Genomic DNA, 26,819 nt, shown 5'->3' with positions numbered 1-26,819 from the left:
ACAGAATTAGCGGGGTCTACAGTCGTCCGGCCAAATGGTTGAGCTGCTTCAGATTGATCAGCGTAACCACCTGGCGGTCAGACTCTACTCTCAACCAGCCTTTTTCAGCCAGTTTGGCCATAATTTTGCTGGCTTCGTCTTCAGTAATATCGGTAACGTCGGCTAGGTCTTTGAATGGAATGTAGAGGATTTCGCTGCCGTCGCCGCTGGGTTTGCCATAGGCTTCGTTAAGTACCGCTAGGGTATTGGCTAGCTTAACTGCCGGAGGCTGATTCCGGAGCTGGAATCGGAAGTTGGTCATGCGCAGCCGCTGCACCATTAGCTGCAGCATACGGTGATGCAGCTGAGGATCTTTGAAAAGGGTTTGAATAAACCGCTGAGCAGAAATACTTAGCAGCTTTACACTGGTCAGGGCTACTACGTCGGTTGAGCGGGGAGATTCGTCTAAAATAGCCATCTCACCGAAGAAGTCTCCTTGCCCCAAAACGGCTAGCGTTAAGAAGCCTTCTCCTGCATGGCGGCGAACTTTGACCCAGCCCGATTCAATAAAATAAACTGCATTACCCCAAGCATCTTCCATTAGCACAGCGCGATCGGCGGGATATTCATGCTCCGTCGCAACGGATAACAACCACTCAACGGTTTCTGGACTGGCCGCATTGAACAAAGGGAACAGCGTGCTAAAAGTGTCAGGCTGCATGTAAAGGCTAATCACAGGTTTGTTTTTGGTGGTAAAGGAAGGAAGGGTTCACTTAGGTTTAGCTTGCCCACTCCGAACGGATAACCCTTCACCAATGCTCATAGTAACTAGAAATCTGAGTATTTCCTAATGCCAAGCGTGGATTTGTAATGACTGCCCCAGCTGCAGCTTACTGAGGGCGAATTTTGGCTTCGACTTCCTGGGCGAGAACCTGAGCCACAGCTTGCTTGATGGTGGGTCGTAGCGCTTCTATGTATTGGGGCCAACCGACTAAAATGCTCTGCTGGTGAGCAAGCGTGGCGGGATCGATGACTTCGGGGTCAAAGCGCAGCGGGTTGCCTTCTAGATCGCAGCAGATAAGCCCTGCAGCTTGGGCTAGGGCGATGGGCCCAGTGGTGTCCCACAGTTTGACCCGGCCGTTAAGGTAGAGATAAAGACCAACCTGGCCTTTAATCACTTCTAAAACTTTTAGGCCGAAGCTGCCGGAGGTTGCGAACTGGGTAGTGGGAATTGCCTGTGCGATCGCATCGCCAAACCGCCGCTGATCCTTATCCCCAATCATAATCGGGCAGACTGGCCCACCAACAGGAACCGGTATCTGAGGAACTAGGGGAGCTGGCGCTGCGCCTGAGCGCTGCTCAAACAAGCCCCAGTTTAACCCACCCCAGTAAAGATGGTCATAGGCAGGAGCATAGACCCAGCCGGCTCGCGGCTGGTGCTGTGTCACGAGTCCCACCATAATTGCGTAACTCTGTCCCTGCTGCATAAATTCCTCAGTGCCGTCGATGGGATCGATCAGCCAGTAGCGGGCATAATCATGCTGGTAGGTCTGCTGAGACCTGAAGTTTTCCTCAGTGATAATGCCGTCTTGGGGAAAGAGCGCTTGAAAGACCGCCAGCAGTCGTTTATCTAGGGCCTGATCTACGGTAGTGACATAGTCGTTGAGACCCTTTTCAAACACCTGAAACGGTTGAGCCGCCAGCTGACGAGCCTCTTTGCCGCAGTCCAGTAGAATCTGTTTAATCGCTGACAGTTGGGCCTCGGTCAGGTCTTGCATGGTGTTAAGTGTGTCTCACCCTGTCAGTCTACTGGAACGCATAAAAAAATGGGTCAGCCAACCGATTAGGTTGGCCAACCCATTATTTGGGAACGCGTTGAGAGGTTACTGGAGCACCAGTTTGACGTTGGCGTTTTGCAGACCAGGACGCTTAACTTCAGCGAGGGTCTTGTTCACGGCATACTTCTGGTTGATGGAGTTGATCAACTCAGTTTGGTTATGCTTTTTGGCAACGCCCCACAGGTCAGCGATTAGATCGAAGGAGCCGTCGGCATTGCGAGACCAGCCCAGATCATACTCACCTTCCAGAACGGCAACGATGTCAGCCCGAACGCGCTGGCCATTGTAGCCACGAACATCAGCTTCAGTCTTAACGCTGATGCCTAGGTCGCGCAGAGACTGCTTGAGAATTTCAGCTTCGGTAACTTTGGTACGAAGAGTGCTGAAGTGAGACATGTGAGTTTCCTCCTGCGAGAAATTGAGAGACAACGAGGTTTGAGAGTTAGAGAGTGACCCGTTAGCCAGAAATGACCGACTGCTGGGCTGTTGTACTGCTAGCTTACGCTAGCCTTTCCACCGGCTGAGTACCGGGAAGAAAGCCTGTTAGAACTCCATTCGCTGATATTCAGCGACGGAGGCTGCTGCGGGTCGTGCCCGCTGACGTGCCCAATCGCGCAGGGCCGTCACCTGTTCACTCATGGTCTTGGACAGGGGCAGCGTAGCCCGGATGGCGGCGATAATGTCCAACTGAGTGAACTCGCGCCCTTGGGCAAATGCTTCATACATGGCTGAAACCAAACCTTGTTCGATTTCAGCTCCGGAAAATCCTTCGCAGACCTTGGTAAGCTGGTCAAGGTCAAAGCGGGCAATATCGCGGCGACGCTTCTGCAGGTGAATTTGGAAAATCTCTTGACGCTCTTCGGCGTTGGGCAAATCCACAAAGAAGATTTCGTCAAAGCGTCCTTTGCGTAAAAACTCGCTAGGCAGCCGCTCTACCCGGTTGGCAGTGGCCATGACAAATACCGGGGAGGTCTTTTCCTGCATCCAAGTGAGGAAGGTGCCAAAGATACGGCTAGAAGTGCCGCCGTCAGAATCTGAGGAACCTGTAGTACCTGCGAAAGCCTTATCGATTTCATCGATGAAGAGAATAGCTGGAGAAATTGACTCTGCCGTTCTCAACGCACTCCGCAGATTGGCCTCAGATCGACCTACTGTTGAACCGTCATACACGCGGCCTAGGTCTAGGCGCAGCAGGGGTAGACCCCATAGACGAGCAGTGGTCTTGGCGATTAGAGACTTACCGCAGCCAGGTACCCCTAAAATGAGCATTCCTTTAGGCTGAGGCAGGCCATACTCGCGGGCTCGTTCGGTGAAGGCGTTGGAGCGTTGATGTAGCCAGTGCTTGAGCTCTTCTAGCCCACCTACAGAATCGATGGTTTCATCGACATCTATATATTCTAGAATGCCGTTACGGCGAATTAGCTGCTTCTTTTCCGACAGAACGATATCGACCTCGTCTTCCGTCAGGCGACCAGTCATGACCCTGGCTTTACGATAGACCTTTTCTGCCTCATCACGGGTCAGTCCAAGGGCTGCTTTTAGCAACTTCTCCCGCACATCGGTAGAAATGTTGGCGTTGCGAGCCTGGTCTAGCTCATCGGTCAGGACCTGATTCAACTCGCCCATGTTAGGCAGGTCAAAGTCAAGAACAACGACCTCTTTTTCTAGCTCAATCGGCACTTCTTGAACCGGAGACATTAGAATGAAGGTTTTTTGGGTGCCTTTGAAACCTGCGATCGCATCTCTTAAGCATCGCGTTACAGCCGGGGAGTCTTTGAAGGGATGGAGATCTTTGAAGACAAAGATGCCCGGCTCCCGCTGACGCATAACCCACTCAATGGCGGCTTCTGGAGAAACAGTGCTGTTGTGCTGGGTGACATTACGGGGCTGCCCATATTCCACAACTCCATGAGTCATGGTCCAGGTATAAACTCGGCGGTGGGGCTTTAGCCGCTGGGCAACTGAAGCGATAGTCTGCTCCGCCCGCTCCTCTTCAAAGGTAACTAAATAGACCAGAGGATATTGGGCCTGTATTAGAACACTGAGATCTTCTCTCATGACCACCGCTCTCCTAACGACAGATGGCTCAAACCAGGTACAGAAGGGACACGAATCCTGCGATTACAGGGGGACACCTGATTTAGAGATGCCTATTGCAAAACTCGCTCTTAACGTATTGATTAAATTAGGTTGATGGAGCTGGCATTTGAGCCTAGGTGGTCTAGCAAACCACTAACTCTCCCTCTTCGGGTTGCCGGGTATCTGTTACGATTTCCTGAACATCCACTGACAGATCGTCTGTCGTATCCGATGCAGCTACTTTAGCTAACTGCACTAACTCACCTTCACGCATCACCACGGAGGTAGAGCAAGAAGGACAGCTATGAACACGATGAACCTGTCCGTAGGCAGATTCTAGACCCTCTACCACCTCAGAGTGGGTCAGGTAAAAATCAATAGCGCGCTGTGCAATGGCAGACATCGCTTCACCATCGACCGCAGAGCGGATCTTTAGTTGGCGGTGCAGGTCGGGTGGTAAATACAACGTGACCTTTGTAGCCTTTTGCTCTTGCATATCACACTTCAACATAGGATTACCCGGGTATGGATTTCACATTAACGGGCTTTTCTAGATACTGTCAAGCCAGCATGCCAGTATGGCGTCAACTTCGTAACATTTGTTAATAACAGCGCGCTGATAGGCTGACCTCTAGAACAGGGAGCAGCAAAGGTGAAAACTCCGCTCAAAAGGCCCTAGGCAGGTAAGTTCAGCCAAATGTGCAGCGTTGTTAAACAGTTATTAACTTGTGCAACGCTTTCCAAAGGCTTCTCAGGAAGCGACGATATACTTTTTGTTGACAGGGAAAATGGGACAACAGCAAGTTTGCCCTCCGTGTTGCCACTCAATGCTTCTACCCGTTCACGGCCTCTATCTGCTCTTCAAGCTAGCGTCTCACTCATTCAAAGTCTTGAAGCTAAGTCTTGAAGCCAGTGCTAACGTCCTACTCCCCCTCCAGATAGCTTCAATGCTTTGAAGCTATCTACGGTAAGACTGTGAGGTAGATCATGCGAACGCTTCCCACTGAGTCTTCTTCAGCCCTCAATCTTTAAATCACCTATTAGGACATAGATCGCGAGATGATGTCAGTTTCTCGAAACGGTGGCTTCGAGCAGTTTACAGACAGCAGTTTCCCGAAAGAGACTGCTGCTGACTTTGCCAACTGGTATAGCCAGGGAGAGGCTTTAGCGGACCTAGGCCACTACGGTGAAGCGCTGCGTTATTTTGAGGAGGCTCTAGCCATTGATAGCACCCACGCAGAGGGTTTGCTCTATACAGCAGTCTGTCTGATTCATTTGCAGCAGCCGCAGGCGGCGCTAAAGCGGTGCGATCGCATTCTGGCTCAATATCCTGACTATTCCCGCGCTTGGATGTTCCGAGGTGTTGCCCTCCAGCGACTGGGGCGCTACCCAGAAGCCTATGCTGCTTTTGATCGGGCTACGGCAGACTCTACTTCAACCGCTAGTCGCTCTGTTAGTCGTAAGATCCGCGAAAAACTAGTTCGGCTGGGCATTTTAATTTAGGGGTTAAACCTGGGGGCTGGTTCTTGCTTTGACAGCAGTACCAGGGTACTATCCCTCAGGGTGTCTCAGAACAAAGCTATGACGATTGGGGCTGCAGCCGCAAACACATTTCCTTCTTTAGAAAGAGCCCTTAAGCACCACTTTGGCTACGACCAGTTTCGGCTAGGTCAGCGGCAGGTCATCGAAGAGGTGCTTAAAAACCGTGACGTTCTGGTGGTTATGCCGACAGGTGGAGGCAAGTCCCTCTGCTACCAGCTGCCTGCTCTGCTGAAGATTGGGCTAACGGTAGTGGTTTCGCCCCTAATCGCGCTGATGCAAGACCAGGTAGATAGCCTGAGAGACAACGGCATTGCCGCCACCTTTTTGAACAGCACTTTGAAGCTGGAGGAGGTGCGATCGCGCGAAGCGGCCTTGCGTGCTGGCCGTATCAAGCTGCTTTATGTAGCTCCAGAACGTTTGGTTAGCCCTGGCTTTTTGCAGCTGCTGCGCGACCTCAGTCAAACGCTCGGCATTGCTGCCTTTGCCATTGACGAAGCCCACTGCGTCTCAGAATGGGGCCACGACTTTCGCCCTGAGTACCGTCAGCTCTCGACTGTGCGGCGGACCTTTCCTCAGGTGCCCATTTTGGCCCTTACGGCTACTGCCACCGAGCGGGTGCGGCAGGATATTCTGCAGCAGCTCTGGCTTAATGACCCGCTGCTGCACGTTTCGAGCTTCAATCGGCACAATCTTTTCTACGAAGTCCGGCCTAAGCAGCGCCAGTCCTACCTGGAGCTTTTGAAGCAGGTGCGGGAGACTGATGGGGCAGGCATTATTTACTGCCTCAGCCGTAAGCGGGTTGATGAGCTGGCCGCTCGCCTGCAGCAGGATGGGATTGCGACGCTGCCGTACCATGCGGGGTTGAGCGACGTTGATCGGGCTGAAAATCAGAGACGTTTCATTCGAGATGATGTGCGGCTGATGGTGGCTACCCTGGCCTTTGGCATGGGCATCAACAAGCCTGATGTGCGTTTTGTCATCCACTACGACATTCCTCGCAACCTAGAGAGCTACTACCAGGAGTCGGGCCGCTCCGGCCGTGATGGAGAACCTGCTCACTGCACGCTTTTCTACAGCTATGCCGATGTTGCTACCGTTGAATACCTGATCGGCCAAAAACCGGATGAGCAGGAGCAGCGCATTGCCCGGCAGCAGCTGCGCCAGATGATTGACTATGCCGAAAGTACAGTTTGCCGACGCAGGATTCAGCTGGGTTACTTTGGCGAAATTTTGCCAGAACCCTGCGGTCACTGCGATAACTGCCTCTCACCCCCACCAATTGAAGACTGGACTATCGAAGCGCAAAAGTTTCTCTCCTGCGTTGCTCGCTGTCGTGAGCGGTTTGGTGCAGGCCACATTATTGATGTACTGCGGGGAGCCAAAAAGCAGCGGCTGTTGGAGCTAAAGCACAATGAGCTATCTACCTACGGCATCGGTAAAGATCGATCTGTAGATGAGTGGCGGCTACTGAGTCGCTCTCTGCTGCATCAGGGTTTGCTGGAGGAAACCACTGATGGCTATCCGGTGCTCAAGCTGAATGCAGGCAGCTGGCAGGTTCTGCGAAAGCAAATTTCCGTGCAGATAGCGATTCCAGAACGGTTGCAGCAAGTGGTCGAAGTAACTCCCCCTGAGGATTCTTTAGAGGTTGTGCAGCTGCTGGAGCGGTTGCGATCGCTGCGTAAGCGCCTAGCTGACGAACAAGCTGTACCGCCCTATGTGGTTTTTGCCGAGTCGGCCCTGCGGCAGATGGCCCAGCAGCGGCCCCAAACTCCTGATGCTTTTGCTCGTATCTCAGGGGTGGGCAGCCGCAAGCTGGAGCAATACGGCCAGGTATTTACTGAAGAAATTCGCCGCTTCTGTCAGGAGAATGACCTGCCTGAAGACAGTGCTTCTACCAGTTCGTTTGCCCCGGCTACTCGCAAACGGCAGTCTTTGGGAGATACGCACCTACAGACATTAGCCCTACACCATGAAGGACTGTCTGTGCCAGACATCATCGAGCGCCGCCAATTGCGCTACAGCACTGTAATTAGTCATTTTGAGCGGCTGCTGCTTAATGGTCATGAAGTTGACCTGGATCGCCTGGTGTCTCCAGAGCGGCAAAGCGCCATTCGAGCCGCCATTGCTGCAGTGGATAGCCCTTCTGCAACGGCCATTCGCAATCACCTAGGGTTGATCTACGATTACCCAGAGATTCGCTTGGTGCTAGCTAGTCTGACTCAGTCTGGCAAGGAAGCGGCGACTCAAAGTCATTAAATTAAGCCGTCATGACAGAGGAGTCTAAAGCCGTATTCCCAAGCAAGTCTGAGAATACGGCTTCTAGATAGATCCTCGTCTGTGAGTTAGCTAAACTTCTCGCTAGAGGCTGTTTCTAGGTTGAACAGCACGCTCAAGGTCTGCATGGCATGTTTGCGAGCTTCGATATCTCGCTGGGTGCGGAGCTGTACCATAGGGTCGTGGAGAATTTTATTGACAATGCCGCGAGTCAGCGCCTCGATTACTTCTTGATGCTTCTCGGCAAACTCGCTGCCCAGCCGAGAGAGCGCTTTTTCTAGCTCCTGCTCGCGAATGGTCTCGATTTTGGTCCGCAGACAGCTGATGGTATTGACTGTATCCAGGGAGCGCCACCAGTCCATAAAGCTTTCGACCTCTTCCTCTAGCAGGCTTTCTGCCTCTAGCGCCATGCGGCGGCGGCTGGCCTGGTTTTGGGCCACGACGGCTTTGAGGTCGTCTACGTTGAAGGCAAAGACATTGTCTAACTCGCTGACGTTGGAGTGAACGTTGAGGGGCACAGAGATGTCAAACAGCATTAGAGGGCGGCCTGGTTCAAGGATCTCCTTGAGGTTGTCCCGGTGCAGCAGAGGCTCGGTGGCAGAAGTGCAGGTAAAGACCACATCAGAGACTTTAACGACCTCCATCATGCTGTCAAGGGTGCCGGTGTGAATGGTAGCCTCTCGAAACTGAGTGGCTAGTTCGTTGGCCCGGTTAATCGTGCGGTTGAGGATGGTGAGTTCGCAGGGAGATTTGGAGAAAAGGTGCTGCACCAGAAGCCGGGCCATTTTGCCCGCACCCAAGATGCTAATGCGGCAGCCATGCAGGTTAGGCACCTTAAGGCGGGCTAGTTCGGCGGCAGCAGAGCTAATTGAGACAGCTCCGGTGCCAATACTGGTTTCGCTGCGAACACGCTTTCCAGCTGAAATTGACTGCTTCAGCAGCCGGTCGAGAATGCGGCCTGCGCTTTTGTTTTGCTGGGCTAGCTGGTGAGCGTGCTTAACCTGGGAGAGAATTTGGCCTTCGCCCAGCACTAAGCTGTCTAGCCCTGCTGCTACCCGCATTAGGTGCATGACTGCGTCTTGATGCAGCAGGATGAAGAGGTGCTGCCGCAGCTCGGGTAGGGGCAGTTTGCTGTGTTCGGCTAGAAACTGGGTCACTTCTCGGACACCCTGCTCCACTTCTTCGGTAACGATGTGGATTTCGAGTCGATTGCAGGTGCTGAGAATAGAGACCTCGTTGACGTGGGGATAGCTGGTGAGTTGCGCGATCGCATCTGCCGTTTGGGCCGTTGGGATACTGAGTTTTTCACGAACGTGAACGGGGGCTGTTTTATGGCTAAGGCCAATAACGGCAATATTCATGCTTCCTCCACTCGGGTTATCTTATGCGCCTGTAATTTAAATTGTGCGATCGCAGTGGCCTAAATGGCAGCGAGTACTATGCCAGTTGGGCCTGAAAACCCACAAGCTCAGCCACTTTCGCACAAAGCCAACATTTTTGAACTTAGAGAGAAATAAGCCACAACTCAAGAAATCTCAACAAAAGTCCATCAAATTGTTGTTAAGTTCCTATTAGTTTGCCCCAAAAAAGATAGAGACGCAGCAGGCCACGTCTCTATAACAATCCAAAGGCATTTAAGAGTGGGGCCAACAGAGAGTCTAACCCCACGCCTACTGATAGTAACCTCTAAGCAACCTAACGCAATTGCAGGGCTTTGGGAGCTTCGAACATGTGAATGGTGTCGACAAAGCGAGCGGTCTTGGACTGGCTAGAGATAATCAGACTCTGAGTGCGAGCACCGCCGTGGAAGAAGCGCACACCTTCCATCAGTTCCCCGGTCGTAATGCCAGTAGCAGCAAAGAGAACGGTATTACCAGAGGCTAGTTCATGGGTGTCGTAGACCTTGTCGGGGTCGTTGATGTTCATTTCCCGTAGGCGTGCCAGGTTAGCTTCCTTGCTCTCACCAATCAGGCCCGTTTTCACCACTGCCGGATCGTAGATTAGCTGCCCCTGGAAGTGTCCACCCAGGCAGCGCATTGCGGCAGCGCTAATAACGCCTTCGGGAGCAGCCCCGATACCCATTAGGGCATGGGTGTTGGTTCCGGAAAAGGCACAGGCAATGGCAGCAGAGACATCGCCATCGGAGATCAGCTTGACGCGAGCCCCCGCTTCCCGGATTTCTTTAATTAAATCGGTGTGGCGATCGCGCTTCATCACCACTACGACTAGCTCTTCAATAGCTCGATCCAGGCATTCAGAGAGAATCTTAAGGTTCTCAGTCGCAGACTTATTGATGTCTACTTTGCCTTTAGCCTGAGGAGGAGCTGCTAGCTTCTTCATATAGAAGTCGGGTGCGGCAAACAGACCGCCCTTCTCGGAAATCGCCAGCACCGCCATCGACCCGTTTTGACCATAGGCCACCAGGTTGGTGCCCTCACAAGGGTCTACCGCGATGTCGATTTCCATCAGCTCATCGGGGTTGCAGAAGTCAGCGGCATCGGGCTGGGTGCAGATACCCACTTGTTCACCGATGTAGAGCATCGGTGCATCGTCCCGTTCGCCCTCGCCAATGACGATGCGGCCCCGCATATGAATTTTGTTCATACGCTCCCGCATTGCCTCTACCGCCACCTGGTCAGCGGTGTTTTTGTCGCCCTTGCCCATCCAGCGGGAAGATGCGATCGCAGCCTGCTCGACGACCTCAATAATTTCCAATCCGAGGGTATTTTCCACGGGACTTATCCTCCAAACTGCCTATTTTTCGTGGGTCTGACGTTCCCAGCTTCAACCAAACAGTCTATCAGACGGTGGGATCGTGGAGGTAAAGAAACAGCAGAGTCTGGAGAGAAGCCACCAAATCACTCCTGCGAACGATTTAGCGCAATTACCACCCTTGTTAGCATCGATAATAGGCCCCAAACCGTCTGGGGTTGTCCAGCATCCTACCAGCCCGTTTATTCCTTTCTCACAGGCAAACTGTGAACTGCAATGCCCTACAGCCGCATTCCCTCCAGACAAAAAACCTCCCCTCCAGGTGTGCCGGCTGTACTCCGCCGCGCCTTAAACTACATCACTGTCACATTAGCCCTAGCCTTTCTGCTGACTAATCTAATTGGCCCCATTTTAGTCAGCTTTGCCAACGACTTTGGCCTAGGTCTGCGGAGCCTGGCTGCAGGCATCCTACCGATTTTGATAGCTGTCTACGTGGGTTTTCTGCTCAATCTAAAGGTTCCGGCCAACGAAAGCAGATCTCCAGCCATTAACAACTTCGTTATCTTCACCCTTTGGACATTACTCATTATTGGGCTTGAGCGAACCTACGATTTTGTGGGCTTGCCGTTTAGAGAACTGCTGTTTTCCCTCACCCTGGCAACGTTGATCTGGCGCTACAAGCGCCGGAACTCCTTTGAGGCACTGGTGAGCTGCTGTTACGGCATTGTCTGCGGCTGGTTAGCTGCACTGGTGTTGTTTGGCTGGTTCTAGGGCCTTTAAAAATCGAATTTGAGGATCAGATGACATGATGAATAATCCAGCGGAAGAGGCATTTCTTGAGTCAGACCAAGACCTGAGCCAGGGTTCTGAGTACCCCTCTGAGTCAGCCTTTCAAGAAAACATTGGTATTGAAGCAGGCGACGATGAAGCTGAGGCTGCTCGCATTGGTATGGCTGACCATAGTCAGCTCTTAGGGGCCGAGGTCGAAACAGACACAGCTCATATGGAAGCCGAGCCACCGCCTACAGGGGGAGGGTTGTCTAGCCTACCAGAACAGACAAAAGTAGTTGGTGACGAAGCGGTTGGAGGCACTGTCTCGCTGCCTGGCCAGAACGTAGCAGATGATATTGCTGAGTCAGTTGGGGTACAAGTGCCGGATGGTCACCCACTCAATGTGACCGATAAAATGTATGCCAGAGACGAGCGGCGTTGGGAATTAGATCCCGAATCAGACGGGCGTCCGAGCGAAGCCTAGCCTTAGTATGGGCCGGCTAGAGGCTTTGCTTTCGCGACATTGATTGTATTAGAGAAAACGCGGCAGATATTAAACTCTGACCGCGTTTTTCTGCGTTTTCAGCCTAGTTTTTGGCTCTCTTTCCTTACTCTAGGTAGATTAAGCTGTCTGCTTCATTTGCCTATCCTGAAGAAGACATGCGGGGTAATACATAGAAACCCCCCTGTTTTTTGAATACCACAAGGAAGAAAAATTATGCCTGACGATAACCAAGATAAGCTGCTAGAAAATATTGATTTAGACCCCGATCCGGAAGAGGGTGAGACGCCCATTGATGAGATGTCTCGGAAGACTGGACAGCAAGCCATGGAAGAAGATGTGCGCCCTGGTGCTGAAGCCGAAGCCCCTGGCCACAAGAACGACGTTGTTCCTGGCAACCCCAACCAGGGAACCGACGCCCGTTAATTCTGCTGACCTTTACCGCGCGTAAAGGTTCAGATGCCGTGGGATTGCTCCCAATCATCCCCCTCGATAGCAGGGGGATTTTTTCATAGCTTTAAACGAGCGAACTCAAGAAATGGTGAGCTAGCTTATAGGCTCTACTCCTGCCTCGAATGTCGTTGAATGCGCTTCGGGCAGCGGCCTAAAGCCCTGGACAACGTAGTAGAGTGGGTGCTGCCCCCTGCTGCAGAGCAGCACCAGCCCCCTGCTCCCGCTATGCTCATTAGGTAGCTGTCGTCGGTTGGACTTAAGCGGCTAAAATGGAAGATAACGGACACAAATGGCTGTCATAAGGAATTAGGCTGAGTAAAACGAAGAAAAATCTTCAGGTTCCTGTCTTTAGGCCGAATGATACAGAAATTTAAGAAAATACAGAAATGCAAAATTCCGTAAGGACGGGAGATAATCCTTAGCCATAATTTTCAAACTGAGCTAGTATGAATTCTGAGATTTGATATTCGGTGTTTAGTTGTATTTTCACTAGGCTGACAGACAACTCTCCGACTTATTTGATTCTCTACACTGTTTTTAGACTGGAGTAGTTGTATTTCATGTCAATCTACGTTGGAAACCTGTCTTACCAGGTAACCGAGGCGGCAGTCAGCGAAATCTTCTCAGAGTACGGCACCGTTAAGCGGGTCCAACTGCCTACCGACCGGGAAACAGGTCGTCTGCGCGGCTTCGGGTTCGTTGAAATGTCCTCAGAAGCTGAAGAAACGGCTGCCATTGATGCCCTTGACGGAGCTGAGTGGATGGGCCGTGACCTTAAAGTCAATAAGGCTAGACCCCGTGAAGAGCGGCCTGCCTCCGGTGGTTGGGGTGGCGGCGGCGGTGGTGACCGTGGCCGTCGTAACGATCGTCGCTACTAGGGCCAGTTGCTAAATTTCTAGCTGCCTGATCTTTTAAAATATGAGAGCTTCCAGCCAGAACCGGGTAGTTCTCCCGCTCTGCTGGAAGCTTTTGTATTTTTATCGTCTCTGTTCGGACTAGCAATTTGCTAATCCATTGATTTTATGATTTTACAGCTGTTAATTCACTGAAGGGGTTGCCATGGCTCAAGTCATTTTGGGTGAAAACGAAGGGATTGAATCAGCTCTACGCCGCTTTAAACGTCAGGTTTCTAAAGCGGATATTTTCTCAGACATCAAAAAGAACCGCCACTTTGAAACGCCTCTACAAAAGGAAAAGCGGAAGGCGTTGTCCCGCCGTAAGAAGCGCCGTTTTCGCTCTCGAGCTCAAGGGCAATGATTGCGGTTGAGGCTCCTCTTCATATCGCTGTGCTGGTGAGCGATTTGTCACGGGCAGAGGCTTTCTATGGTGGGCTTTTGCAGCTAGAGAAAGTAAATCGTCCCATGAGCTTTCCGGGCAGTTGGTATCAGGTAGGTGCTTTCCAGATTCACTTAATTGTGGCCCAGGGTTTGCAAAAACCGCTGCAAAATTCAGAGAAGTGGGGCCGCAACCCGCATCTGGCTTTGGCTGTCAAAGATCTCAAGGCTGCTAAGGCTGTATTGGTAGCTGCAGGTTACCCGGTTCAGCTCAGTGCGTCTGGTAGGGCCGCCTTGTTTACACAGGACCCAGACAGCAATGTAATTGAGATGAGCCAGGGGTAAGGGCCTGTTGGCTTCTTTAGGCAGTTTGGGCACAATTAAGAGGAGGGATTCCTCTTGCCCAACTCAAACTTTCGAGTGGTATTTAAGCCAGTACCCTTTGGTGTCAACAGATCTGTAGGGTAAATGGGCTGTTCATGCTAGAGCGTTCAGTCACTGTTTTTATTCCTGCAGGTTGACCATGACCATGACTTCTGCAATCTTGACTGCCCCTGACGAATCTCCTCGCTCTCGTAAACCTTCTCGGCCGAGAATGCTGGTGGTTGATGATGAGCCAGATAACCTTGATCTGCTCTACCGGACATTTCGAAGGGACTTTCAGATTTTGCGGGCCGCTAGCGGTAAGGAAGCGCTAGCAGTCTTGGCTGAAGAGGGAGAAGTCGCTGTCATCATTTCTGACCAGCGGATGCCGGAAATGAAGGGGACTGAGTTTCTCAGCCGCACGGTTCCCCAGTTTCCCGACACCATGCGGATAATTCTGACTGGTTTTACCGATGTCGAAGACCTGGTAGATGCGATCAATGCCGGGCAGGTTTATCGCTACATTACTAAGCCCTGGGATCCTGAAGAGCTGCGGCAGGTCGTGCGTCGAGCGGTGGATACCTACGAGGCGCTCAAGCAGCGTACTGATGAGCTGTATCGGGCTCATATTCAGACTGTTCTGCTAAGCAGCATTACTCAAATTGCCCAGACCGTTGACCACCCGGAAGCTGCCTTACCGTCCATTGCGTCTGTCTTTGCTGAAACCTTTCAGGCTGATGGCTGTGTTATTCAGCTAGTTGCCGATGGTCAGCCTGTTGGAGTCCCTGGAACCGCAGGTTCTCTAGTCGATGCAGCAGCTTTTAGCAGTAGCCCCTTGGTGGCAGCTGCGATCGCACAAAGGCAGGTGCAGCGGATCAACGAAGCTGCGGCGGTAGCCGCCATTGAAGGCCCTAGCCCTTCGGACATGTGCTCTCTACTGCTGACGCCGACTCTGTACCGCAATCAGGTTGTGGCCGTTATGGCTCTGCGCTGGCGCGTACCACGCCGCTTTTCCGAATCTCAGCAGGAAGGTTTGGCTCTGGCTACGGGCCATCTGGCCTTGGCTCTGATGTGCCTGCAAGGTTAGTGAAACGTCTGCTGCTATTGCTGTGTAACCGAGGGTAAATCGCTAATAGAGGTTAAGGGTTGCCCATTTGGGTAGGACGGACTTGTTAGAGTAGTGCAAGAAGCCCTTTACCTTTAATTGTGTGCCCTGTATGGTGGCCCCTTCCGATTTGCGACCCAGTACCCAGGAAATTCAGGCGCTGTTTGACCGCATTGCTCCAGTTTACGATGAGCTAAACCAGACCTTGAGTTTGGGGTTTCATCGAGTTTGGAAACGGATGGCGGTGCTGTGGAGCGGAGCAGAGGCGGGTGATTGCTGCGTGGACGTGTGCTGCGGCAGTGGTGATCTGGCTCTAATGCTGGCGCAGCAGGTAGGGGTGAAGGGGCAAGTGTATGGCGTGGACTTTTCGGCTCAGCAGCTTGCGATCGCACAGCAGCGCTCTGAATCCGCTCGCCTCTCTAAAATTGTTGCTTGGAAGCAGGCCGACGCGCTGGACTTGCCCTTCGAGGCGGCTAAGTTCGATGCTGTTACCATGGGCTACGGCCTGCGAAATCTGACAGATATTCCCCAGGGATTAGCTGAGCTCCGCCGCGTTCTAAAACCCAACGGTACAGCAGCAATCCTCGATTTTCATCGCCCTTCCAATCCCTTGATGCAGCAGTTTCAGCAGTGGTACTTGGACCAAGTGGTAGTGCCTGCAGCTGAGCGCTATGGGCTGCCAGATGAATATGCCTATATCGCCCCCAGCGTGGATCGTTTTCCCACTGGTCAGAAACAGGTGGCATTGGCTCTAGAGGCAGGCTTTAGTCAGGCAGTCCACTACCCCATTGCAGGCGGCATGATGGGTGTTCTCGTGGCAGCCCATTGAGATGAACTGGTCTGATTTACGGTTACTACTGGCCCCTCCTCTGATTGGCGGTTTGATTGGCTACTTCACCAATGACATCGCCATCAAGATGCTGTTTCGGCCTTATCGGCCAATTTATCTGTTTAAGCGACAGCTCCCGTTTACACCGGGGCTAATTCCCAGCAACCAGAGTCGCTTGGCCCTGCGTATCTCCGATACCATCATGGGAACGCTGCTGACTCCTGAGGAGCTGCAAAAACTGGCCCGCCGCCTGCTGCAGACAGAGCGCATTCAGGCCGGAATCAAGTGGCTGCTAGAGCTGGCTTTGGAGCAATTGCGCTCCACCTCCCAGGATCGAACCGCTACCGTCGTTGGCAGCATTCTTAAAGACCTCTTTGGCCAGTCCCTGCCCCGACTGCTGCGGGTATGGGCTCGGCGAGAAAACTTTTTAGAAGAGCAGGTTAATCAGCTCTTTGATCAGGTGTTTCTGGAGTTTCAGTTTTCAGAGGAGCAAGCCCGACAGCTCTCTCAATGGCTGCTGGCAGGCGTGTTCCCACCAGATAAGATTCGCCAGGCCGTGGTGGATTTTCTCACGGACCGCAATATTCAGGTGATTGACACCATCTTTCGCGAGCGTACCAGCGGCACCTATTGGGTCGTGGCTAACCTGTTTGGGGTTCGCAATGCGCTGTCTCGACTACGCAGCTTTTGTCTAGATGAGCGAGAGGTCAGCAACGCCCGGATTGCCGAACTGATAGATACTCTGAAGGTGTCATACCGGCTAGAGGAATGGATTCTCAACCTGTCACTACAGCAGCTGCCAGTGGCGACGGTGCGGCAGCTGCGGCGAGACCTGCGGGATGCCGTGCGAAACTATGTTCGCACCCGAGGACCTGAGTTTTTGAAGGGGCTAAGCAGTTCGGTGAACTGGGAAATGCTGGCTACGCAGCTGCTTAACCGGCTGCGATCGTCCAAGGTGGTCACTAGCTCGATCGATCCAGTCAGTGAGGAGCTGGCGCTTATCCTGGAGCGCTACCTAGAGCGAGACTTGGAAAATTTGGTTGCTCAGATTATCCCGATTTTGAATATTGATCAGGTCATTATCGACCGAGTCAATGCCACATCTCCAGTTGAGCTGGAGGTGGCCATCCAAGGAATTGTGCGGAGCGAACTACAGGCTATTGTCAATCTGGGCGGTATTTTAGGCTTTTTGATTGGGGGCCTGCAGGCGCTGTATTTCTATTTTCAATAAAATTCTATTTTCAATAAAAAAGCAGGGGGCGACGGTCTTGCCTCCCCTGCTTTTAAGGTGTGCTGTAACGCTAACGAAAAGAATTTACCCAAAGCGACCAGACACGTAGTCTCGGGTGTATTCTTCTTTGGGGTTATTGAAAATAACTTTAGTATCGTTATATTCAACCAGGTAGCCCACTTTACCTCCGGCAGGCGTAGCTTGGGCGTTGAAGAAGGCAGTTTTATCAGAAACCCGCGACGCCTGCTGCATGTTGTGGGTGACGATGATGATGGTGTAGTTGGTTTTGAGCTCCTGCATCAGCTCCTCAATTTTGAGAGTGGAGATTGGGTCTAGAGCTGAGCAAGGCTCGTCCATTAGAATCACTTCGGGCTCAATTGCGATCGCACGCGCAATACATAGCCGCTGCTGCTGACCACCCGAAAGCGAGAGGCCGCTCTCCTTCAGCTTGTCCTTCACCTCTTCCCACAGGCCAGAGCTCCGCAGGGACGATTCTACCAAATCATCCATGTTGCCCCGGTAGCCATTAATGCGCGCACCGAAGCTGATATTTTCGTAGATTGATTTGGGAAAGGGGTTGGGCTTTTGAAACACCATGCCAATCTGACGGCGCAGCTCTACCGGGTCAACTGAGCGGTCGTAGATACTGCGACCGTGGTAGGTGATCCGACCTTCCATACGAGCTCCAGAAATCAGGTCGTTCATGCGGTTGAAGCAGCGTAGAATTGTGCTCTTACCGCAGCCAGAGGGACCAATAAAAGCCACAATCTGGTTTTTGGGAACGTCCAGGAACACGTCCCGAACTGCGAGCGTCGAACCGTAGGAGACCGAGACATTCTCTACCTCTAGAGCTATGTCATTGGCGGTTTGGGCCTGAGAATTTTGTAACATGGCGCAGTTAGGTTAGCGAGACGATGAGTAGCAGTTATTATTAGGCGTCACATTAGGAGTCACTATCAGCAAATGCGACTAGGGCCGCGTCACTAGCGAGATTTTTGGAAATGGTTACGCAGGTAAATGGCAATTCCATTCATCCCAAGCAACACAATTAGCAGCCCAATAATGGCTGCTGCTGCAATGCTATGAAATTCTGCTTGAGGCCGGCTGACCCAGTTATAAACTTGAATGGGTAACACTGTAAAAGGACTTCTTAGACCTTCTGGCCTAAAAGGTACAAAGGTCAAAGCGCCAATGGCAATCAGCGGTGCCGTCTCTCCAATTGCACGGGACAAGGCTAAGATGACTCCGGTAAGAATACCCGGCAATGAGGAGGGCAGCACATGGGCCCAAACAACTTCCCAACGAGTCGCCCCCAGGGCAAATCCTGCCTGCCGAATACTGTCTGGCACAGATCGCAGCGCCTCACGGGTAGCCACGATAATAATTGGCAAAATCAACAGCACCAGCGTTAATGCTCCTGAAATCACGCTGCGGCCCCCGGTTAGCGGTCCCATAAGCTGCACAAATGCTGCTAAGCCGAGCAACCCATAAATAATTGAGGGCACACCTGCAAGATTGCTGATGTTAACTTCAATAAAGCGATTAAACCAGCTGTCTTTGGAAAATTCTTCCATGTAAATGCCGGCCCCTACGCCTATTGGGAAGGAGATGAGGGCGACTAGGGCCATAACCCAGAGGGTACCTGCCAGGGCTGCGGCAATCCCGGCTGACTCAGCCCTTCGGGAAGGAAAACTGGTGATAAACTGCAAGTCCAGATGAGGCAAGCCGTCTATTAGGACGTCCACCAATAGCCAGACCAAAACTGCGATCGCAATTGCAACAGCCCCCCAAGCAGCAGCTTGAAACATGGAGTCAGCGCGATAGCGTCCAGCCAAGTTCTGATCAAAATTCTCTTTACCGGAGGCAGCATCGCCACTGGCAAGCTCTTGTGAGGTATTAATCGTCATTACTCATACTTCTCCCGGAAGCGACGCACGAACCAGAAGCTAAATAGGTTAAGAACCAAGGTCATCAGGAAGAGAGTCATGCCCACAGCGAAAATCGTTTTGAAGGCCAACGACCCCACTGGCGTGTCTCCCAAGCTGACCTGCACAATGTAGGCAGTCATGGTCATGACTGGCACAAAAGGATTTAAGCCAAGGGTTGGGTTTTGGCCTGCTGCTAGCGTTACAATCATCGTCTCCCCAATAGCTCTAGAAACCGCCAAGATCAACGACGCTACAATCCCCGATAGAGCAGCCGGTAAGACTACAGCAGTAATTGTTTCTCGCCTGGTTGCCCCCAAAGCATAGGAACCATCCCGCAGGCTTTGAGGCACTGAATAAATGGCATCTTCACTGAGAGAAGCCACGAGGGGCGTAATGCTAATTCCTAAAATTAACCCTGCACTGAGAGCATTGAAGCCCTGAAGATTAGGAATAAAAGACTGCAGAAACGGTGTAACCGTCAGCAGAGCAAAGTAGCCAAAGACGACAGAAGGAATGCCTGCCAGGATTTCTAGAACAGGCTTCAGTATGCGGCGCGTCTTTGGCTGAGCATACTCACTCAAGCAGATCGCAGCTAGTAGCCCTAGGGGCAGAGCGACAAGAATAGCGATAACCGAGGTCAGCACCGTCGCACTGATTAGAACAAAGATGCCAAACTGCTTGCTGCTAAACAGTGGAGTCCAGCGCCGATCGGTGAGGAAATTCCAGAAAGGAACTTCCCGGAAAAATTCAAATGTCTCGAACATCAAGGTCGCAACAATACCCAGGGTCGTCAGGATAGAAATCGCTGCGAATGCCCCCGTGATCACGACGACTAGATTCTGAATTTGTTTACTTCTTTGACGGTTAGGCCGCCAAAGAGAAGCCGAGCTTTGGGGAGGTACTTCAGCCGTCATCTACACACCGCACCTGCTATAAATAACTCACACAACGGGCAAAGCTATGCAGCCCCGCAGGAGCACAAAGCCATTTCTAGGAACCTGGTGAATCCCAAAGTGCAGGGGCAAAAGAAACAGTAACTTCCGCCCCTAAAACACCTAGTTTCTACAGCTTATCAGAGAGCTTGACGCCTACAGAGGAGCCACCTTCATAGATAGAGCCTGTTGTTGCATTGCTAACTCTTGCGACCACTTTCTCTGAGATATCAGCAGGAAGCGCAATGTAACCTGCTTCAGAAACCAACTCTTCGTTAGCAGGATCTACTTGATAGTCCACAAAGGCTTGAACCTGAGGCTTGGTTTCGTAAGCCTCCCGATTAACGTAGATGAAAATGGGCCGAGCTAAGGGAGCGTAGGTGCCGTCAGCGATGGTTTCGCGAGAAGGGGCCACACATTCACCGGCTTCGTTTTCAATCTCTAGGGCCTTGAGCTGGCCTTCGTTCTCTTCGTAGTAGGCGTAGCCGAAGTAGCCTAGGCCACCGTCATCTGACCCAACCCCTTGAACAACTACATTGTCATCTTCGCTCGCAGTGTAATCACCTCGGCTGGCCCCTTCCTCACCGTTAATGGCGTCAGTGAAGTAATCGAAGGTGCCTGAATCGGTTCCGGGACCATATAGCCCTAGAGGCTGGTTGGGAAAATCAGGTCTGACCTGATTCCAGTTGGCGACCTGGCCTTCAGCTTCAGGTGCCCAAATAGTATTAAGTTCTTCAGTGGTCAAGCACTGAACCCAGTCGTTGCCGGTGTTGGTAACGACCGTAATACCGTCAAATGCAACCGGCAGTTCGACGAACTCAACGCCAGCCTGCTCACAGGCTTCAATCTCTTCCTGCTTAATGGGGCGAGAAGCGTTGGAGATGTCGGTTTCACCCGTACAGAATTTCTCGAAGCCACCGCCAGTTCCAGAAACACCCACCGTTACGCGGGTTTCGGGGTTGGCTGCCATAAATTCTTCAGCCATGGCTTCAGAAATGGGGAAAACGGTACTAGAACCGTCAACCTGAATATCGCCTGCTATACCAGAAGGGCTATCGGTACCACCGGCATCAGTACCTTCGGTTGTAGCGGTTGGGGAATCGCCGCCGCAGGCTGCTAGGCCTGCTACCAGAGCTGCCAGGGCAACAGAATAAGCGGAACGGGATAAAAGCGTTGTTAAAACCATTGGGTTCTCACTCCCTAGCCAATTAGGTGGTTTGCGCAATAGAGGTTTGCACGATGTCTCGATGACCACGTTACAGGGCTTGCGTAAAGAGGAGGTTAAGATAATCAGATTTCGCTAACACAAGAGGCTGATACAGAATGTCGTCTACATCACGAAAAGTTTTGGTTGGCAAGAAGAGGCTCCCGTAGGAGGGGAAAGGCGAACTTGAAGGCCGCAGTCGTATCTAGGGATACAAACTTGTCATAACAAGGTTGATTTACTGGGCTTAACTGAATCCCCTGCGTTAAGGCTGTGACAAATAACGTTATGACAAAAGGGGTTCAGGAGTTGGCCAGGTGATTGGCCCGCTGTCTTAATTTAAGCGGTCTGGAGAACGGTATGGTTGCAACGTTGACCCAGGGCAAAACCCTGGCTGAACTGGCGCAGGAGCACAGCTTAAACTTCTTTCTGGTGTCTTACACTGACCTGCTGGGGGGGACGAGGGCCAAGCTCGTACCTGCTGCTAAAATCAGCTCGGTGGAGCGAAACGGCGCTTTTTTTGCGTCTTTTGCCTCTAATTTGGGTCTGGGACCTGATGCTGCAGAAATCGCCGTTATCCCTGATCCTGAATCTTTGATTGTGTTGCCTTGGCAGCCTAATGTGGGCTGGGTAGCTAGCGATGTGTATTTCAATGGAGCGCCTTTTCCAGCGGCTCCTCGCATGATTTTGAACCGGGTGCTGACTCAGGCGGCTGAGCTGGGCTACAGCTACAAGGCAGGGGTGGAGGCTGAATTTTTTCTGCTGCGGCAGACTGAGACGGGATATGCGATCGCAGATGCCCACGACACCGCCACCCGTCCGTGCTACGACCAGCTCAACCTGATGCGCCAGTTTGACCTGATCTCCAAGCTGGTGACTTATATGGAGGAACTGGGCTGGGAACCTTACCAGTGTGATCATGAAGATGCTAACGGCCAGTTTGAGATCAACTGGACCTATGACGATGCCAGAGTCACCGCTGATCGCCACGTCTTTTTTAAATACATGGTCAAAACCCTGGCAGAACAGCAGGGCTTGACAGCAACCTTCATGCCCAAACCCTTTAGTCATCTGACGGGTAACGGGGCTCATATTCACAACAGCCTTTGGCAGGGCGACAACAATTTGTTCGCCGACGGGGCAGATGACGGGGGCCTCTCTGCTGTAGGCTATCACTTCCTGGGCGGGGTTTTGGCCCACGGGCGGGGCCTTACAGCCCTGTGTGGCCCAACCATTAACTCCTACCGTCGGTTGGGTGCTGCCATGACCGAGTCTGGCAGCACCTGGAGCCCTCAATACATCTCCTATGGCGGCAACAACCGCACCCACATGCTGCGAATTCCGGAGGCTGGACGGTTTGAGTGCCGCTTGGTAGACGGGGCTGCCAACCTGTACCTAGTGCTGGCGGGGCTGCTAGCTGCTGGGTTGGAGGGCATCGCTACCCAGGCCAACCCCGGCCAGCGCATCGATGAAAACCTGTTCGTTCGAGGGTCTGAGTTTGACCTGCAGCGTCTGCCCTCAAACCTGCTGGAAGCGCTGGAAGCCCTTAAAAACGACAGCCTGCTGATGGATGTGATTGGGGAGCTGGCGACCAAGACCTACTTTGAATTTAAGTACAGCGAGTGGGATGCTTTCCACGCCGGTATTACTCCCTGGGAAATGAAACAGTACGTCAACTGCTGATATGAGCTTTCAACTTACCTGTCCTAACTGCGGCAGGCGTTCGGTCAGTGAGTTTGCCTGTAAAGGTGAATTTACTCCCCGGCCGCTGCCTGATGCAGGTCTATTGGACTGGACCGACTACCTCTATCTCAGGCAAAACCGTCGGGGGCGGCAGCTGGAATGGTGGTATCACCGCAGTGGCTGCCAGTCCTGGTTTTTAGTTGAGCGCGATACCACAGACAACACTCAGCACCGGAGTTTTTGGTACCGAGATTTGCAGGGGATGCCAGAAGACCCCTCACGCTAAAAACCGATTCACTAAATTGAAACCTGGGTTTATAGATAAGCTCCAAGGCTTGTCCAGACCAATTTGTTGAACTTCTATATCTATGTTCCGGCGCATCACCCACCACCCCGAAATAGAGCTGCCTGACCTAGGCCGCCCCGTCACCTTTAGCTTCAACGGCAAAACCCTAACTGCCTTTGAGGGCGACACCGTTACCTCGGCTTTACTGGCTAACGGCATTCGTCTATTTTCTCGTAGCTTTAAGTTTCACCGGCCGCGCAGTGTCTATGACGGCCACGGTCAGGGGCCAGAAACGCTAGTTACGGTAGACAACACGCCCAATGAACTAGCCGATCGGATCTCTGTGCGAGAAGGGATGCAGGTCCGCACTCAAAATGCTTGGCCTTCGGTAGAGTTTGACCTGATGGCGATCAACGGTTGGGTGGTGCCGCGACTGCCCAACCTCTTCTACTACAAGCTATTTCACAAGCCCAAGTGGCTGTGGCCGCTGGCTGAGCGGGTGATTCGCCGCATCGCTGGACTGGGAGAGGTGGATCGGCAGGCTGGGGAAAATGAGGTTCGCTACGAGAAGCGCTACCGTTTTCCGGATGTCTGTGTAGTGGGAGGCGGCCCTGCAGGATTGGCTGCAGCCCAGGCAGCGCTAGCAGCCGGTCGGCAGGTGTTGCTGATTGACGATCGGCCCCAACTAGGCGGCCATGCTCTACACAGCATTGCCCTGGTGCAGAATTGCCGAGAGGCGGTACTCAATCAGCTGCCAGAATACGAAGCTGTTCACCAACTGGCAGATTGCCTCAAAGACCATCCCCGACTGGAAATTCTGAGAAACACCGCTGTCTTTGGCCTTTACGAGGACAATTTGGTGGCGGCCCAGCAGGGAAATGACCTGTTCAAGATCCGGGCAGGGGCCGTGGTGCTGGCACCCGGTGCTACCGACCGTCATCTCGTTTTTGAGAACAATGACCTTCCCGGCATTTTGACAGCTCGCGGGGTGGAGCGTCTGATTGCTGGCCATCGACTGGCAGTGGGAGAAAACGCGGTAGTGGTGACCTGCCACGACGGCGGCTATCACACTGCCCTTCTGATGCTGGGAGCGGGTACTCGGGTGCAGGCAGTGGTAGATGCTCGCCCTGAAGGCACTCCGGGGCCATTTGAGCAGCGCCTGAGTCAGCTGGGCATTCCCATTTACCGAGAGCAAACAATTCAGGCAGCCTACGGAGACTCTTGGGTCGCTAGCATTGATATTGGTAGCTTGGATGGCCGCAGCTGTCTGCGCAGCTTTGCCTGTGATTTGGTTGCGATCGCAGTTGGCTTAAAGCCCCAACTCAATTTGCTCTCAGCCGGACGCTATCGCCCGGTGTGGGACAGCCAGCGGCAGGTTTTTCGCATCCCTGAACTGCCCCCAGGGCTCTATGCAGCGGGTGACGTCAACGGCACTGCCAGCTTTGCTCAGCTCTATGAAGAAGGCTGGTTAGCGGGAACAGCGGCTGCCCAAGGAAGCCCCCAACCTCTGTCTACGCGGCAGGCAACTGATCTAATTCCGGCCCTGCCTGCCGACATTGAGTCGGGCGGCTCCCACCACATCATCTGCAAGTGCATGGATGTGACCCGGCAGGAAGTGCGCTGCTCAATCGCCGAAGGGTTTGACGCGGTAGAAACGCTAAAGCGCTACACCAGCATGGGCATGGGGCCGTGTCAGGGCAAGCAGTGCTACGAGGCCGTCGCTCGACTAGCAGCCCAAGATACGGGTCTCCCTGCTGAGATGGCTGTGCCCACTACCCTGCGGCCGCCTTTTGCCCCGGTCTCCTTTGGTGTCTTGGCAGGCCGCTCCTACCATCTGCAGCCGATTCAGCGAACGCCCATGCATTTGTGTCACAAGCAGGCAGGGGCAACATTTCTAGAAGCTGGGCGCTGGCAGCGGCCCTATGCCTATGGTGATCCTGGACTAGAAGCCTTACACGTGCGCCAGCATCTCGGCCTAATCGACATCAGCACCCTAGGCAAGCTGGAGTTGAGCGGGCCGGATGCCCTAAACTTCTTACAGTTTTTGCTGCCCGGCAAGTACGGCAAGCTAGCGGTTGGGCGCACCCGCTATTCCATCATGGTGGGCGAAGATGGCATTTTGTTTGAAGATGGCACCCTGTCTCGGCTGGAGGAAAATCGCTACTATCTCACGACCACCACTGGCAATCAGGAGGCGATTAACGCGCTATTTCAGTGGTGGCTGACAGTCGAACCCTTTGACGTGCGGTTTAAGAACCTCAGTGCTGTCTATGCTGCCGTCAACGTCACCGGCCCAATGGCCCGAGATTTTTTGCAGCCGCTGGTTGATATTGATCTGGCCAATCCAGCATTTCCCTACATGAGCAGCCGCCAGGCTCAGATTGCTGGAATCCCTGCCCTGATGTTTCGCATTGGCTTTACCGGCGAACTAGGCTATGAGCTGCACTTTCCAGCAGAGTATGGAGAGGCCCTCTGGAATTTTCTGCTGGAGCAAGGGCGGCCCCTTCAAATCAAGCCCTTTGGGGTGGAAGCTCAGCGGATTCTGCGGCTGGAAAAAGGGCACCTGATTCCCGGCGTCGATACCGATGCGCTGACGAACCCCTACGAAGCAGGCCTCAGCTTTGCGGTCAAAACTGATAAACCTAGCTTCGTTGGCAAGACTGCCCTGTCGGCCTTTCAGCAGCGGGGGATAGAGACCCGCCTGGTGCCCTTTATGCTCAACCATGCCCAAGATCCGGTTCCTGAAGATGGGGTAGTGGCCTTTTCTGAGGGCAAGGTCATCGGCCGGATCACCAGTTCTCGCCGTAGCCCCACCCTCGATAAAGGCATTGGCCTGGCTTGGCTCGCTGAGGAGCTGGCGCAGCCCGAGCGGGAATTTACAATTCGGCTGGGCAGCGGTCAACAGGTGCAGGCAACTGTTCTGGCTCAGGCTGCTTACGACCCAGACGGTACTCGCCTAACTTCTTAAATCATGACGCTAACGCCTTTGGTTAAAACTAGCCCCCTGTCTGGTGTCTACCGCCGTTACCCAGTACAAACAGAGCTGCTGGCGGGCTGGTGTATGGCTCGGCACTTTGGCAACCCCGAACGGGAGCAGCAGCAGCGGCTGACCGGCGCTGTCTTGATCGATTGGGCCTGCCTGGGCAAAGTGTCGGTTTCTGGTCGAGGGGCAGCGGAGCGCGTCGATCAGATCGTTCCTGGGGCCGCTGCTGCGCCTCCATTGACTAGCCAGATAGCTGGGCAGATAGTTGCCCTGCGGTTAACGATGAATGACTATTTGATGCTATGTCTGCCGGATCAGGCAGACAGCCTCGTGACCCGCTTGGAGGCTGGCTCGTTGGCCGTTACTGATCAAAGCGGGGCCTTGGGCTGTTTTGCCTTAGCAGGCCCTAGGCGAGATGAGGTGCTGGAGCGATCAACAGCCCTCAACCTACGGCGGGACTCTGTTTTGGTTGGGGCAGTCCTACAAACCACGCTACACACTATCCGCTGCACGCTTTATCGGGCTTCCAGCCTAGAAGTTGTTTTGCATTCTAGAAACCTATCTGAGTCTTTGTTTGATGCGTTGATGGATGTAGGGACAGGTGTGGGGCTACTCCCTAGCGGCACCCTGACGCTGCCCATAACATTGTTAAGCAGTTAATGTTAAGTAAGACTGTTAACTGCCCATTACGCCTAGAGTCCTTGCATCTCTTCCCCTTGCTAGTTTGGGAAAGAGCTAAACTCTTCAAAGCTTGTCTGCTGCGCTCATGCCCTAGTGGTACGTTTCAATTGCCTAGAGAGGCTTCTCAATACTGTGTACCGTTTATCTCTCAAAGCGGTTCTTCGGATAAT

General features: G+C 52.9%; 26 protein-coding genes. 15 read left to right on the top strand and 11 right to left on the bottom strand.

Annotated elements, in window-relative coordinates; genetic code table 11:
* Positions 1-16: 16 nt before the first annotated feature.
* From H6G13_RS06095 to H6G13_RS06075, 5 genes are all read right to left on the bottom strand, one after another.
* Entirely contained in the window at positions 17-700 is a 684-nt protein-coding gene (locus tag H6G13_RS06095) for a Crp/Fnr family transcriptional regulator (protein WP_190482263.1), read from the bottom strand.
* Between the two features lie 169 nt (positions 701-869).
* On the bottom strand, positions 870-1,757 hold the full coding sequence (locus H6G13_RS06090) for an inositol monophosphatase family protein (protein WP_190482262.1): 888 nt from the start codon (positions 1,755-1,757) through the stop codon (positions 870-872).
* Positions 1,758-1,862: 105 nt separating this feature from the next.
* Positions 1,863-2,213 carry a DUF1257 domain-containing protein gene (locus tag H6G13_RS06085; protein ID WP_190482261.1) on the bottom strand — a complete coding sequence of 117 codons (351 nt, stop codon included), beginning with the start codon at positions 2,211-2,213 and terminating at the stop codon, positions 1,863-1,865.
* Between the two features lie 147 nt (positions 2,214-2,360).
* The gene (locus tag H6G13_RS06080) at positions 2,361-3,875 is read right to left on the bottom strand and encodes an AAA family ATPase (RefSeq protein WP_190482260.1); all 1,515 of its coding nucleotides are present in this window, start codon (positions 3,873-3,875) and stop codon (positions 2,361-2,363) included.
* 163 nt (positions 3,876-4,038) lie between these two features.
* Entirely contained in the window at positions 4,039-4,392 is a 354-nt protein-coding gene (locus H6G13_RS06075; protein ID WP_190482259.1) for a hypothetical protein, read from the bottom strand.
* A gap of 563 nt (positions 4,393-4,955) precedes the next feature.
* Between H6G13_RS06075 and H6G13_RS06070 the strand changes: the two genes are divergently transcribed.
* The gene (locus H6G13_RS06070; protein WP_190482258.1) at positions 4,956-5,399 is read left to right on the top strand and encodes a tetratricopeptide repeat protein; all 444 of its coding nucleotides are present in this window, start codon (positions 4,956-4,958) and stop codon (positions 5,397-5,399) included.
* A gap of 78 nt (positions 5,400-5,477) precedes the next feature.
* Entirely contained in the window at positions 5,478-7,694 is a 2,217-nt protein-coding gene (gene recQ / locus H6G13_RS06065; protein ID WP_190482257.1) for a DNA helicase RecQ, read from the top strand.
* 86 nt (positions 7,695-7,780) lie between these two features.
* Here the strand turns inward: recQ and H6G13_RS06060 are convergent, their stop codons facing one another.
* Positions 7,781-9,073, bottom strand: coding sequence for a glutamyl-tRNA reductase (locus H6G13_RS06060; protein WP_190482256.1), 1,293 nt, complete (start codon positions 9,071-9,073; stop codon positions 7,781-7,783).
* A gap of 334 nt (positions 9,074-9,407) precedes the next feature.
* The gene (gene glpX, locus H6G13_RS06055) at positions 9,408-10,445 is read right to left on the bottom strand and encodes a class II fructose-bisphosphatase (RefSeq protein ID WP_190482255.1); all 1,038 of its coding nucleotides are present in this window, start codon (positions 10,443-10,445) and stop codon (positions 9,408-9,410) included.
* A gap of 303 nt (positions 10,446-10,748) precedes the next feature.
* On the opposite strand from glpX, the gene H6G13_RS06050 reads away from it, so the two are divergent.
* From H6G13_RS06050 to H6G13_RS06010, 9 genes are all read left to right on the top strand, one after another.
* Positions 10,749-11,195: a hypothetical protein gene (locus tag H6G13_RS06050; RefSeq protein ID WP_206756515.1), complete on the top strand. Its 447-nt coding sequence runs from the start codon at positions 10,749-10,751 to the stop codon at positions 11,193-11,195.
* Between the two features lie 34 nt (positions 11,196-11,229).
* Positions 11,230-11,679, top strand: coding sequence for a DUF6335 family protein (locus H6G13_RS06045; RefSeq protein ID WP_190482253.1), 450 nt, complete (start codon positions 11,230-11,232; stop codon positions 11,677-11,679).
* A 234-nt stretch (positions 11,680-11,913) separates the two neighbouring features.
* Complete coding sequence (locus tag H6G13_RS06040) at positions 11,914-12,123, top strand: hypothetical protein (protein WP_190482252.1); 210 nt, start codon at positions 11,914-11,916, stop codon at positions 12,121-12,123.
* A 587-nt stretch (positions 12,124-12,710) separates the two neighbouring features.
* Positions 12,711-13,028, top strand: a complete 318-nt coding sequence (locus H6G13_RS06035) for an RNA-binding protein (RefSeq protein ID WP_190482251.1) — start codon at positions 12,711-12,713, stop codon at positions 13,026-13,028.
* A 181-nt stretch (positions 13,029-13,209) separates the two neighbouring features.
* Entirely contained in the window at positions 13,210-13,407 is a 198-nt protein-coding gene (gene rpsU / locus H6G13_RS06030) for a 30S ribosomal protein S21 (protein ID WP_190482250.1), read from the top strand.
* A complete protein-coding gene (locus H6G13_RS06025; RefSeq protein WP_190482249.1) occupies positions 13,404-13,769 on the top strand; it encodes a VOC family protein in 366 nt (121 codons plus the stop codon). The genes rpsU and H6G13_RS06025 overlap by 4 nt, the downstream gene beginning before the upstream one ends.
* Positions 13,770-13,947: 178 nt before the next feature.
* Positions 13,948-14,874, top strand: a complete 927-nt coding sequence (locus tag H6G13_RS06020; protein ID WP_190482248.1) for a response regulator — start codon at positions 13,948-13,950, stop codon at positions 14,872-14,874.
* 130 nt (positions 14,875-15,004) lie between these two features.
* Entirely contained in the window at positions 15,005-15,721 is a 717-nt protein-coding gene (gene ubiE, locus H6G13_RS06015; RefSeq protein WP_190482247.1) for a bifunctional demethylmenaquinone methyltransferase/2-methoxy-6-polyprenyl-1,4-benzoquinol methylase UbiE, read from the top strand.
* A gap of 1 nt (position 15,722) precedes the next feature.
* Positions 15,723-16,952 carry a DUF445 family protein gene (locus tag H6G13_RS06010; RefSeq protein ID WP_190482246.1) on the top strand — a complete coding sequence of 410 codons (1,230 nt, stop codon included), beginning with the start codon at positions 15,723-15,725 and terminating at the stop codon, positions 16,950-16,952.
* A gap of 84 nt (positions 16,953-17,036) precedes the next feature.
* On the opposite strand, the gene pstB is transcribed toward H6G13_RS06010, so the two are convergent.
* The 4 genes from pstB to H6G13_RS05990 form a co-directional block, all read right to left on the bottom strand.
* Complete coding sequence (pstB, locus tag H6G13_RS06005) at positions 17,037-17,843, bottom strand: phosphate ABC transporter ATP-binding protein PstB (protein ID WP_190482245.1); 807 nt, start codon at positions 17,841-17,843, stop codon at positions 17,037-17,039.
* A 92-nt stretch (positions 17,844-17,935) separates the two neighbouring features.
* Entirely contained in the window at positions 17,936-18,859 is a 924-nt protein-coding gene (pstA, locus tag H6G13_RS06000) for a phosphate ABC transporter permease PstA (protein WP_190482244.1), read from the bottom strand.
* Entirely contained in the window at positions 18,859-19,794 is a 936-nt protein-coding gene (pstC, locus tag H6G13_RS05995) for a phosphate ABC transporter permease subunit PstC (RefSeq protein WP_190482243.1), read from the bottom strand. Before pstC ends, pstA begins: the two co-directional genes overlap by 1 nt.
* A 148-nt stretch (positions 19,795-19,942) precedes the next feature.
* The gene (locus H6G13_RS05990; RefSeq protein ID WP_190482242.1) at positions 19,943-20,998 is read right to left on the bottom strand and encodes a PstS family phosphate ABC transporter substrate-binding protein; all 1,056 of its coding nucleotides are present in this window, start codon (positions 20,996-20,998) and stop codon (positions 19,943-19,945) included.
* 378 nt (positions 20,999-21,376) lie between these two features.
* On the opposite strand from H6G13_RS05990, the gene glnT reads away from it, so the two are divergent.
* The 4 genes from glnT to H6G13_RS05970 all read left to right on the top strand — a co-directional run bounded on the left by glnT (position 21,377) and on the right by H6G13_RS05970 (position 26,628).
* On the top strand, positions 21,377-22,699 hold the full coding sequence (gene glnT, locus H6G13_RS05985) for a type III glutamate--ammonia ligase (protein ID WP_190482241.1): 1,323 nt from the start codon (positions 21,377-21,379) through the stop codon (positions 22,697-22,699).
* 1 nt (position 22,700) lies between these two features.
* Positions 22,701-22,985, top strand: coding sequence for a sarcosine oxidase subunit delta (locus H6G13_RS05980; protein WP_190482240.1), 285 nt, complete (start codon positions 22,701-22,703; stop codon positions 22,983-22,985).
* Between the two features lie 82 nt (positions 22,986-23,067).
* Positions 23,068-25,953, top strand: coding sequence for a 2Fe-2S iron-sulfur cluster-binding protein (locus H6G13_RS05975; RefSeq protein ID WP_190482239.1), 2,886 nt, complete (start codon positions 23,068-23,070; stop codon positions 25,951-25,953).
* 3 nt (positions 25,954-25,956) lie between these two features.
* Complete coding sequence (locus tag H6G13_RS05970; protein ID WP_190482238.1) at positions 25,957-26,628, top strand: hypothetical protein; 672 nt, start codon at positions 25,957-25,959, stop codon at positions 26,626-26,628.
* Positions 26,629-26,819: the final 191 nt, after the last annotated feature.

The sequence above is a fragment of the Pseudanabaena sp. FACHB-2040 genome, assembly GCF_014696715.1.
Lineage (GTDB): Bacteria > Cyanobacteriota > Cyanobacteriia > Phormidesmidales > Phormidesmidaceae > JACVSF01.
This window is presented reverse-complemented; position numbering and strand designations above follow the sequence as displayed.